This is a genomic window from Bacillus sp. 05T21 (assembly GCF_056396785.1).
Window position 1 is genome coordinate 295176 of the sequence record NZ_JBFTMD010000002.1, and the last position, 12132, is coordinate 307307.

Below are 12132 nucleotides of genomic sequence, written 5' to 3' on the forward strand. Positions count from 1 at the left end.
TGAATTCACATATAATCTTATGCGAAATTTATTTTACTTTTACTTGAGTTAGCACAGATTTAAACGTATTAATAACTGTATCTACTTCTTCATAGCTAATTGTAAGGGATGGTTCAATACGAATTGTTTTTGAATTAATTAATGTTCCCGCAACAAGAATACCTTGATCAAACATCGCCTTTGACACTTCATAACCAATCTCGTCTTTATGGAATTCAATCCCAATCATTAAACCTTGACCACGGATTTCAAAGATTTTATCTTCATGTCCTTCTGCTGCTTGTTTCAATCCTTTTAAAAAATACTCCCCAACTTCCATAGCTCGTTCCGGTAATTTCTCTTCCAATAAAACATGGATTGTTGCAATTGCAGCAGCACATGCAAGAGGATTTCCTCCAAATGTCGTTGTATGCATAAATGGATTTTCAAACCAACTTTTGAAGACTGTTTCTTTCGCAACAATAGCTCCCGCCGGCATTACACCTCCACCAAACGCCTTCGCAAGACAAATAATATCCGGCACTACATCATATAATTCTGCAGCAAACATTTTTCCTGTACGTCCCATTCCAGTTTGTACTTCATCAAAAATAAGGAGTGATCCAAACTCATCACAAAGCTCTCGTACTTGTTTCAAATAATTTTCTGGAGGTAAAATAATACCGCCCTCTCCTTGAATTGGTTCTAAAATAACTGCTGCAACATCTTCTCCTACTAATGCACATGTCTCAAATGTTTTTCTCATCATTTCAATATCGCCAAACGGAACATGACGGAAACCCGGAATTAATGGTAAAAATGGCTTACGGAACATTCCTTTTGCCGTCCCAGATAAAGCACCAAGGCTCTTACCATGGAAAGCACGCGTTGTAGCAATGAACGTTGTTCGCTCACTATACATTTTTGCTAGTTTTAGTGCTGCCTCCACACTTTCTGTACCACTGTTTGTAAAGAAGGCGTATTTCAAATCACCAGGTGTAATATCCGCTAAAATCTTTGCAAGCATTGCTCGAAGTGGATCCAGTAAATCCTGACTGTGCAATGCTTGACGTTTTAATTGATCTGTCACAGCTTTTACCACTTTCGGATTACGGTGACCAACATTATAAATTCCAAATCCACCTAAACAGTCAATATATCTTTTACCGTTAATATCCATGAAACAAGATCCTTCATCTGACCACTCTACTGCTGCAAATTGTCCATCTTTTGTTACTGTTTTTCTATAAGCAAGAAAACCAGGGTTTACATGCTCTCTAAATCCGGCTACTGTTTCTTTTTGAATCCAGTTTGCCTCTTCTTCAGTAACCTTTTCTTTTTCAATTAACTGTAGTACTTTCGTAATATACTCATTTACATTTGATTCTTTCTCATTCAATTTATTTTTCACGTTCGTTTCCATCTAATTCACTCCTACATTTTTTTTATTTGCAAACCAACCTATTGGCTCTACTTCTAGATTTATATTAATCTGCTTAATTTCTTGAAATTCTTCTAACCCAAACGTCCCTAGACTACGACCTATACCACTTTGCTTATATCCGCCCCAAGGTGCCTCATTGTATGTTGGATGATAACTATTAATCCACGTAATTCCTGCGCGAAGTTTGCGAATCACACGCATTGCTTTTGCACCATCAACTGTAAATACTCCTCCAGCCAAACCATAGTCTGTACCGTTTGCCAACTCAATTGCTTCCTGTTCGTCTTTAAACTTTTGAATTACTACAACAGGACCGAAGATTTCTTCCTGGACAATACGCATATCAGGTTTTACATTGACAAAGACTGTTGGTTCAATAAAGAAACCATCACCTTTTCCATCCTCCATTATTCGTCTACCTCCGCAAGCAACGTTTGCACCTTCGTCTTTCCCAATTTCAATATAACGTAGTACTTTTTCCATATGTTCTTGACTTACAAGTGGCCCCATTTCTGATTCTGGATTATCACCAGGCCCAACGTTAATTTGCTGTGCTCGCTCTACAAAACTATTAACAAATTTATCATAAATCTTTTCTTCTACAAGGATTCTTGATCCTGCTGAACATACTTGTCCGCTACCTGCATAAATACCGAATAGAGCATAATCAATAGCGGTCTCAAAATCTGCATCTGCAAAAATAATATTTGGAGATTTCCCTCCAAGTTCTAACGAAATCTTTTTCATATTATCTGCCGCTGTTCTCATAATATGCTTACCTGTTTTTGTTCCACCTGTAAAGGAAATCATGTCCACTTTATTACTCGCTGCAATTTCATTTCCTACTATTGGACCGGCCCCCATTACCATATTGGCAACACCTTTTGGTAGCCCTACTTTTTCAAGGATTTCGAATAGTTTTGTTGCAGTGATTGGTGTCACTTCAGAAGGTTTAAACACAATGGTATTTCCAGCTGCTAAAGCAGGTGCAATTTTCCATACACTCATCAATAGCGGATAATTCCATGGAACAATTAATCCACAAACACCAACTGGCTCTCTTACAACCATCGCTTGCATCTGATCGGCTACATGATATGTTTGACCATCTGGCTTTGTAATCAATCCGGCATAATAGCGAAAACAAGCCGCTGCATCTCCAATATCTCCTTCTGCCTCACGGTATGTTTTTCCATTATCCATTGTTTCAAGGTACACTAATTCTTCCATATTTTTATCAATTTCATCTGCTATTTTAAATAAATATGATGCTCTTTCAGCAGTGGATGTTGCTGACCAAATTCCGCTATCGAAAGCCGTTCTTGCCACTTCTATCGCGTATTTTGCATCCTCAATCGTTCCCTCAGGTGCATATGCTATACCCTTGCCATTCGCAGGGTTAATAATCGTTCTTTTTTCTTGATCACTAGAGTCTCTCCATTCACCGTTTACATACATTTTTAAATCTAGCACTATATTGAATCCCCCTTCATCGATCGTTTATATATTTATAAGCAATTTCCATGCCAATATTTAAAATTCAAAAGAATCATACATAAAGTGAAACTTTAATTAGCCCTCACCAATCGGGTGTTTACGGACAGCAGGGCTTCCACCTAACTTCTTTGCTCCACCTGAATTTTGAGGTGGGAGTTTTACTGCCCACAAATAGCGGGATAAACTGACTATTTTCTTAAAAGCAACAAACATTTTATGCATTTCCGCATACACTATTCCATTTTGCATAAAGTGAAACTTTAATCATTTCCGCTACCGCCTTCACCACTCGGGACTTGAATCCCAGAGAATATGTACATGCTGAGCACACACAAAAAGGAGAAGTCTATGTGACCTTCTCCTTTTTTAGGAATATGAGATGATATCAGCCGCTATCTCTTTTTCACTAACAATCTTTTGATATTTACGACTCACTGAAGATTGGCTGATTCCAAGAGCTTTTGCAGCCTTAGTCGTTGTTTTGTACTGCTTCATTGCAAGTAAAATCAATTGTTCTTCTACAGAATGTAGTGCTTCTTGTAATGGTAATACTCTTGTAATAACTGGTTTTGATTTTTTAAAGTCATAACCAGTTGTTAAAAACTTACTAACAAACTCCGCTTCAATTACTGGATCGTCTGCTGATACTACTAAACGTTCAATCATATTTTGTAATTCACGTACATTTCCTGGCCATGAGTAAAACTCTAGTAAGCTAAGCGCATCTGGAGTTAAATGATAATTTTTATTATATTTTTCATTTAACTGTTGTAAGAAATGAAAGGCAAGTACCGGAACATCTTCCATTCGCTCTCGTAGAGGAGGCACTCGCAACGGAATTACATTGAGGCGATAAAATAAATCTTCACGGAATGTTCCAGATTCGACCATCTTTTCAAGGCTCTTATTTGTAGCAGCAATAATTTGTACATTTATTTTCATAGGTGTTGTACTTCCAATAGGAATTACTTCTTGTTCCTGCAGGACTCTAAGCAATTTTACTTGCAAATGTAAAGGCATTTCTCCAATTTCATCTAAAAATAAAATACCTTGATCCGCCCGCTTAAAATATCCTTCTTTTCCATTTTTATTGGCTCCTGTAAAAGCACCTTTCGTATAACCAAATAGTTCACTTTCTAGCAAAGTTTCTGGAATTGCACCACAATTTAATTTTAAAAATGGCTTTGAAGATCGGTTTCCAAGTTGATGAATTGCCTGAGCAATTACTTCTTTTCCGACGCCAGATTCTCCAGAAATAAGAACATTGGAAGAAAAATCTGCTATTTTTTTAGCTTGGTTAATAATTTGCTCCATTTTCGGACTACAGTAGATAAGCTTCTTAAGAAAACGATCTTTATTTTTAAAGTCATCTAACTCCTTCTTATATTGCTCTGATATCTTCTTTATTTCATGTAATTCCGTCTTCAATCTCGTTGCTTCGGTAATATCCCTGGAGGCAATAATAATACGATGAAGCTCTCCGTTTTCATTAAATACAGGGTTTCCAACTGCTAATATTTTTCTTCCACTTTTTGTTTCTTGTACAACTGATACCTTTTTTTGTTTTTCCAACACTAATCGCGTAACCGATGGACTAAATAATCCTTTCTTTTCTAGGTCTAAAAGATTTTTCCCTAACAAGTCCTTCAAATTACTCCCCCAAAAATCATTGATAACAGTTTCACTATAACGAATTAATTCCCCTTTATGATTAACAACTAATATTTCATCATAAATGCTAGACAAAATTGCATGTAAATCTTTATTTAAATCCTTTATATATTCAATTTCCATCGCCATGTCCTCGACCATCGGCAAATCTTGCACAATAATAACCATTCCTTCAATACTTTGATCAAAGTTTGGAATTGGACTATAGTCAACTAATACACCCATCTCATTTGTGATTTGTAATTGATTCAAGATCGTTTTTCCCGTTGTAAATACGTTATTAATGTGCTCTTCGTTAAAAATCAGTTTTGCTGGTACATTCATAACTTTTTCAGGAGTCGATTTAATCATCTTCAAACCAGACTCATTGCAATTTACAATTTTCTTTTCACGATCTACTACAAAAATCCCCATTGGAATAGACGTTAAAATAATTTTTAATATATCAACACTCTGATTTTCTTGTTTAAATAGTTCTGCAAAAACATCCTCTCTTCTTATATATCCTGTTAGCTCATCCACTTCATTTTTTACTATGGCAATCGGCGCTCCAATAATTTGAAAAAGAGCTGTTAAAGAAATATCTTTACTAAGATGACATATTGTATCTAGTGAAACAGCATTTGAAAGTAATAGCTTAGAAGTTAATTCCTTACTATTTGATAGCAGATCCTTCACATGAACGTATGCAAATAATTTCTCTCCTCTTTTTAAAAATAGAAACGATTCTTTTATATTTTTAACATCTATATTCCATTCCTTTTCAGATTGATCGATAGGTAGAGAAACTATGGGTCTAATTTTTGTATGAGCGATGGAAAACATTCTGCTATTCCTCCTTTGAACTATTTAATTTGTATTGTATCATTAAAAACAGATTTTTTTAATTAATCTGAAAATAAAACATTTCTTTCTTTATTTAATAAAAAAAGGAAGATGAGTGCCTCCATCTTCCTCATAGTTCTATCATTAATCACTACCACTAACGAAAAGATCTTCTTGAATATAAGCTAATACCATACCTGGAATTACTTTATCTCCCGCTTCTACTTCTAAAGATTGAACTTCTCCACTACATCCCATCTTAATTACTTCCAGTTTACCATTCATATCTTTAATAGCGAATAATGGCTCCCATTCATAAATTCGAGAATCCTTATCGATAGACACTTTTTCAATTATTCCATAACACGGACTCGTAATAATATCATAATACATACTCAATCATCCCTTTCTTTTATTCTATTAATATTGTTCTTCTAACCTTTGTGACTGAAGAATCATATAGAAAAAGCTTTGAAACTCTTCTATGTCCTCTACCTCAATGCCTAACCTTGTTGCCCAATATTGTTCCTCTCCAATATCTTCTTGGCTTAATAAAACCATTCTCCCATTTTGAATTGAGGTAACCATTGCTTTTCCAAGAAACTGTTGCGAATACGTAACAGCTATATCATAACGATGACTATTCGACACAATACAGTAATAACCGATTTGTTGTCTCTCCACTTCTTCTAATAAAATATCCAGTTTCATTTTAGCCCTCCCTTTAGGTTAAAAATGCAACCAACCTCTTAGGCGCGATGCTTCTACAATCTTGCGAACCCCTTCCATATAAGCAGCAATTTTCATATTTACTCCAAAGCGTTTAGAAGTATCAAGTACGTTAGAAAAACTAGATGTAATTTTCTCCTTTAAACATTGATCAACATATTGCTCTGTCCAGTAATATCCTTGGTTATTTTGACACCATTCAAAATATGAAACAATCACGCCACCAGAGTTTGCTAAAATATCTGGAACAACCAAAATTCCCTTTTCTTCTAACATGGTTATCGCCTCTTTTGTTGTTGGTCCATTTGCAGCCTCAATGATAATCTTACATCCAAGCTTTCCTGCATTATGTTTTGTAATGACTCCTCCAATTGCCGCCGGAATGAGTACATCACATTCTTTTTCTAACAACTCCTGATTAGAAATTGTTTTACTAAAGAGATTCGATACTACACCGAAAGAATCTCTGTTTTCTAGTAAATAAGGAACATCTAGACCGTCTGGATTATAAATTCCTCCTATAGCATCTGATACCCCGACTACTTTCACACCAATATCATATAAATATTTTGCCAAATAACCTCCAACATTCCCAAACCCTTGAATAATAACTCGCATATTTTGTAGCGGAATTTGTTTTAGCTCACTTACTAACTGAAGTGTATACAATACACCTTTAGAAGTTGCTGTTTCCCGCCCTTGTGATCCTCCTAGCATTAATGGCTTCCCGGTTATAAAGCCTGGAGAGTCAAACTCCCTGATATGGTCATATTCATCTAGCATCCAAGCCATAATTTGCGCATTTGTATACATATCAGGTGCTGGAATATCTTTCGTCGGCCCCACAATTTGACTTACTGCTCTTACATACCCACGACTCAGTAACTCTAGTTCTCTAAAACTCAACTCCTGTGGATTACAAATAATCCCGCCCTTTGCGCCTCCATATGGCAGTCCTGTCACTCCACATTTCAAGCTCATCCAGCCAGCAAGTGCTTTTACTTCTTCTGCCGTAACATCTGGATGAAATCTAATACCACCTTTTGTTGGCCCTGCTGCGTCGTTATGCTGAGCGCGATACCCTTGAAATACCTTTGTTGTTCCATCATCCATTCGAACAGGAATGCTTACTTCTAAAAAACGCATCGGTTTTTTCAGAAATTCGAATACTTCGTCTGGATAACTTAAAAAATGAAGCGCCTCTTTTAATATAGCTTGAAATTCCTCTAAAGGATTTTCAACTTCAACTGTATTTGTATGTTTTTCTGATTGAATCGGCACGATAACACCCCTCTTTATACTTTTACTAATTGTACAAAGCAATAATCGTGCCAAGTGAAAATACTACGTTAATCATACCGTGTCATCCCCTTTACTTATGAATCTTTGAATGACTTATGCAATGCTGCATGATTATCAAATATAAAAAAAAGACATCGGAACTTATCCGATGCCTTTTTCTTTTTATATTTCCTGTGCTTCTTCAAAATGCATTTGCGGAGGAGCTGAACGGAACATATTTGTAACATATAGAAGGTACCCAATTCCAATAGCAGCCCAGCAAAGTCCCAAAATAAGTGAATGGATATTGAGATTAAACCATAGTACGGCTACAGTAGCAGCACCCAAAATAGGCATAACTAAGTAATTTAAGAAATCTTTTATCGTCTTATATCTTTTTTTCTTGATTATATAGTAAGAAATTACAGACAAATTAACAAATGTAAATGCAATAAGCGCTCCAAAGTTAATAAGAGATGCTGCTGTTTCTAAATCAATGAATATAGCGAAGAGCGAAATAATTCCTACAAAAATAATATTATATACTGGGGTTCTCCAGCGAGGATGAATGTATCCGAATATTTTCTTCGGAATTACATTATCTCGCCCCATTACGTATAATAACCTGGATACACTTGTTTGAGAAGCTAAACCAGACGCAAGTGTCCCCATAAGGGTTCCTACTAAAAAGAAAGCTTGAAATAATTTCCCGCCAACATATAGCGCAATTTCTGGGGATGCTGATTCTTGATTTTTAAATACAGATGTATCTGGAAACATAGATTGTGTAAAATACGTTGTAGTAATGAATAAAACTCCGCCGATTAAAGCAGTAAGAAAAATAGCTCGAGGAATTGTTTTTTTGGCGTTTGGTGTCTCTTCTGAAAATGTAGTTACTGCATCAAAACCTAAAAATGAGAAGCAAAGAATTGTTGCACCTGCAACTAACGGTGATATTTGTATATCTGATTGAAAAAACGGCTGAATGGAAAAAACTTCTCCTGTTCCCTCTCCCGCTAATAAGCCTTTTATAACTAGAAAAACAAATACGGCCATTACTAACACTTGAAATATTACTAAGAACGTATTGAAATTAGCAGTAACATTTACGCTAATCATATTTATTAATGTAACCAGGAGAACAAAGCCAATGACCCATACCCAACTAGGAACACTTGGGAAAAATGCTGACATATAAATTCTCGTTAATAGTGCGTTCACCATTGGTAGAAACAAATAATCCAATAACGCGGACCATCCAACAAGAAACCCAAGCCTTGCACTAATTGTCTTCTGTGTATACGTATAAGCAGATCCTGCGGTAGGAAAAGCCTTTACCATTTTGCCGTAGCTTGCAGCGGTAAACAACATCCCCGCTAATGCAATAAGATAAGCTCCTGGAACATGACCACCCGTTTTTTCAGAAACGATTCCAAATGTATCAAACCCAACCATCGGTGTCATATACCCGACCCCTAGCATAACAATTGACCAAAGCCCTAATGAACGTTTTAAACCAACTACTTTCCCCACCTATCATTCCTCCTACGTTCTCTATCTAATTTCCATTTAAAAATCGACAATCAAAAGGAAGCGTTTTCAAATAACTATATATCACACCGAGTATTACCTCCCTTTTTGTTGCTTTTTAAATATTCATGCAATTTTCAAGCCAAAATTTCTAGAGTTTAAAAATTCAATACTAAAAAGAACGTATAGGTGGAGTTGGTCCTCATTTCTTCTCATTTTTTATTCATTTTGACATAAGTTATTCAATCTCTCATACGACTAAATATGAAAATAAAACCTTAATCCGTGTTTTTTCTTGATTCCCACTTCCTCACAAATTGGGCTTTTACAAGATTAAAATATTTCCATGAAATAATAACATTATGTAAACTATTCATAGCAAAAAAGCTGTCTTTTCTATAAAGACAGCTTTTTCTATAACACTATATTAAAAATTGAATACGAAGTCATCATCTGCTAACTTTTCAACATTCGTTGCTTTTACGTAACCATTTCCTTTTACAGAGAAGAAGTCATGGTTTTTCGTATCTGTACGTAAACCATTTAAAACGATTGGGTTAATTTCTTCTTCCTCAAACTTCGGCTCAAGTCCTAAGTTCATAAGTCCTTTATTCGCATTGTAACGAACGAAACGATTTACATCCTCTACAAGACCGATAGAAGTGTAAATTTCTTCTGTATATGCCAATTCAATTTCATACAGTTCCATTAATAACTCTTGCGTTTCCGTTTGTACTTCTTGTTGCTCTTCTGCAGAAAGTTCTGTGAAGATTTGTTGTGCTAAAATACCAACGAATACGCCGTGAATTGACTCGTCACGAATTATTAGGTTAATAATCTCACCACTTGCCGTCAATTTACCTTGACCCGCTAAGTAAAGTGGATAGAAGAATCCACTATAGAATAAGTAACTTTCTAAGAACACACTTGCTACCATTGCCATGTATAACTCTTTTTTCGTTACTTCAGGCTTTAATAAGCGACGATAGTAACTAGTAACAATACCAGCTTTTTTCTCAAGTAATGGATGGTTATCTACCCATTCAAAAATATCATCAATTTCTTCTTCAGTAGCTAACGTTGTGAAAATATGGCTGTAACTCTTCGCATGTACTTCTTCCATAGCGCCCATGAAAGCTAATACACTTTTCGCTTGTAAATTTTCAAGATGAACAAGTACAAGCGGCATCCCTTCGCCACCTTGTTTCGTATCTAAAAGTGTTAAACCACCTAATACACGCTTATAAGCAATTTGCTCTTCTTTTGATAATTGTGCCCAAGTATTTTTGTCAGAAGACACTGCGATTTCTTCTTCTGTCCAAAACTGAGCGATGTTTTGCTTCCAAAACATTAAACTAAAATCATCTTCTTTTTTGTTCCAGTTTACCGCACGCATTAAATCGCCCCTTCTCTAAATAAACATAAAAAATTGATAACTAAGCATGAGCAGGGTTCAGAAAAACCCTGCTCATAATGTCTCACTTTTTATATTAAACGGTACAAGCCACGCACTCTTCCACGCTTAATTTACGTGTTCTCGTATAATAAAGACTCTTCAAGCCTTTTTTATGTGCATAAATGTAGTAACGTGCTAACTCACGTGTTGAAATATCACTATTAACATAAAGAATAGTACTAATTCCTTGGTCAATATGTTCTTGAACTTCTGCGATTAAATCAATTAATTTAAACTGATTCATATCGTAAGAAGATTTATAGTACCAGAACGTATCTTTTGATAAATATGGCATTGGATAATATGTTGTCGCATTCGCATACGTTCTTGATTCAATTTGACTTACGATTGGCATTACGCTTGAAGTTGCATTTTGAACGTAACTGATCGATTGTGTCGGAGCGATTGCAAGACGATATGAGTTGTATAAACCATTCTTCTGTACTTGCTCTTTTAAACTTGTCCAATCTTCTTTTGTTGGAATATGAATTCCTTCAAATAATTGCTGAACTGTTTCAGTTACTGGGCTGTAATCTGTCGTTTCATACTTTTCAAAGTATGTGCCGTTTGCATAATCAGACTTATCGAAGTCTTTAAATGTTTCGCCTTTTTCTTTAGCGATCTCCATACTTTTCTCAATCGAGTAGTAATTTAACATCATAAAGAATGTACGAGCGAATTCTTTCGCTTCAGCACTTTCATAAGCCATTTTATTTTTTGCTAAATATCCATGTAAGTTCATTGCTCCAAGTCCAACTGAATGAAGCTCATCATTTGCTTTTTTCACAGTTGGGGCATTCGGAATGATCGTCATATCAGAAACAGCTGTTAAAGCTTCCATTCCCGCATGAACTGCTTCACGGATTTCTTTATTTTCCATTACGTTTACGATATTTAACGATCCTAAGTTACAGTTAATATCGCGGCGGATAATGTCTTCTGTACCGTAATCATTTATTTCAGAAGTTTCTTGTAGCTGGAAGATTTCTGTACATAAGTTCGACATCTTCACAGTTCCAATATCCTTCAGTGGATGCTGGTTATTTGCATTTGATTTAAACATTAAGTATGGGTAACCAGACTCCAGCTGAATCATAGCAATTTTAATAAGCATATCACGCGCACTAATATCTAGTGGCTTCTTCTTCACTTCCGGATTGCTCATTAATTCATCGTACATTTCGTCGATATCTATATCATCTAAATGTTTTCCGTACTCTTTAAATACTGTATAAGGCGCGAAAACATGGAAAGGTTCGTTTTTCTCAGCAAGCTCAAAGAACTTACTTGGAACGATAATTCCGATTGATAGAGATTGAATACGGCTCTTCTCATCGGCATTTATTTTTTTGGTATCAAGGAATTCAATAATATCCCAATGGAAAATGTTTAAGTATACTGCACCTGCACCTTTTCGTTGCATATTGTTACTCCATATCGTCAAAACGTATGGGGGATAGTCATTTCTGCTACCCTCTCTATATCGCTATAGAGTTCAGACCATATCTTCTTCTCGCCAAATTCTTCATTTAACCATTTATCATATGTTTGATGCACATGAATATGGCATAAACTATAATAACTGTATACACCCTTTGAATTTGGTTGTTTTGAGAAGCCAGGTTCGAGCTACTTAGTCACCTACATAGCCACTTGGTCGTTGAACCTTCTCCTTATCTAATAGATTTAGGAGCTTGGCTGCTGATTTCCTGCAATCTTG

8 protein-coding genes and 1 pseudogene are annotated in these 12132 nt (G+C 35.7%); all 9 read right to left on the reverse strand.

Translation table 11 applies throughout. From position 1 onward, the window contains the following. Positions 1-28 precede the first annotated feature (28 nt). Complete coding sequence (locus tag AC1DKZ_RS06475; protein ID WP_476995819.1) at positions 29-1402, reverse strand: putrescine aminotransferase; 1374 nt, start codon at positions 1400-1402, stop codon at positions 29-31. Next, positions 1403-2896, reverse strand: coding sequence for an aldehyde dehydrogenase family protein (locus tag AC1DKZ_RS06480; RefSeq protein WP_476995820.1), 1494 nt, complete (start codon positions 2894-2896; stop codon positions 1403-1405). A 390-nt stretch (positions 2897-3286) separates the two neighbouring features. Next, on the reverse strand, positions 3287-5416 hold the full coding sequence (locus tag AC1DKZ_RS06485; protein WP_476995821.1) for a sigma 54-interacting transcriptional regulator: 2130 nt from the start codon (positions 5414-5416) through the stop codon (positions 3287-3289). 144 nt (positions 5417-5560) lie between these two features. Continuing rightward, on the reverse strand, positions 5561-5809 hold the full coding sequence (locus AC1DKZ_RS06490) for a biotin/lipoyl attachment domain-containing protein (RefSeq protein WP_002011502.1): 249 nt from the start codon (positions 5807-5809) through the stop codon (positions 5561-5563). Between the two features lie 27 nt (positions 5810-5836). Continuing rightward, complete coding sequence (locus AC1DKZ_RS06495) at positions 5837-6127, reverse strand: SAV0927 family protein (protein ID WP_000762559.1); 291 nt, start codon at positions 6125-6127, stop codon at positions 5837-5839. Positions 6128-6145: 18 nt separating this feature from the next. Beyond that, a complete protein-coding gene (locus tag AC1DKZ_RS06500; protein WP_002126199.1) occupies positions 6146-7426 on the reverse strand; it encodes a Glu/Leu/Phe/Val family dehydrogenase in 1281 nt (426 codons plus the stop codon). Between the two features lie 183 nt (positions 7427-7609). Continuing rightward, on the reverse strand, positions 7610-8959 hold the full coding sequence (locus tag AC1DKZ_RS06505; RefSeq protein ID WP_016093021.1) for an APC family permease: 1350 nt from the start codon (positions 8957-8959) through the stop codon (positions 7610-7612). Positions 8960-9383: 424 nt separating this feature from the next. Further along, positions 9384-10352, reverse strand: coding sequence for a class 1b ribonucleoside-diphosphate reductase subunit beta (gene nrdF, locus AC1DKZ_RS06510; protein ID WP_002011508.1), 969 nt, complete (start codon positions 10350-10352; stop codon positions 9384-9386). Positions 10353-10446: 94 nt separating this feature from the next. Beyond that, a pseudogene (locus tag AC1DKZ_RS06515) lies at positions 10447-11832 on the reverse strand (ribonucleoside-diphosphate reductase subunit alpha); the annotation flags it as partial. Between the last annotated feature and the right edge of the window lie 300 nt (positions 11833-12132).

Coding starts and splice junctions, on each gene's coding strand:
- AC1DKZ_RS06475 (WP_476995819.1), bottom strand. CDS start 1,402: ATGGAAACGAACGTGAAAAATAAATTGAATGAGAAAGAATCAAATGTA.
- AC1DKZ_RS06485 (WP_476995821.1), bottom strand. CDS start 5,416: ATGTTTTCCATCGCTCATACAAAAATTAGACCCATAGTTTCTCTACCT.
- AC1DKZ_RS06490 (WP_002011502.1), bottom strand. CDS start 5,809: ATGTATTATGATATTATTACGAGTCCGTGTTATGGAATAATTGAAAAA.
- AC1DKZ_RS06495 (WP_000762559.1), bottom strand. CDS start 6,127: ATGAAACTGGATATTTTATTAGAAGAAGTGGAGAGACAACAAATCGGT.
- nrdF (WP_002011508.1), bottom strand. CDS start 10,352: ATGCGTGCGGTAAACTGGAACAAAAAAGAAGATGATTTTAGTTTAATG.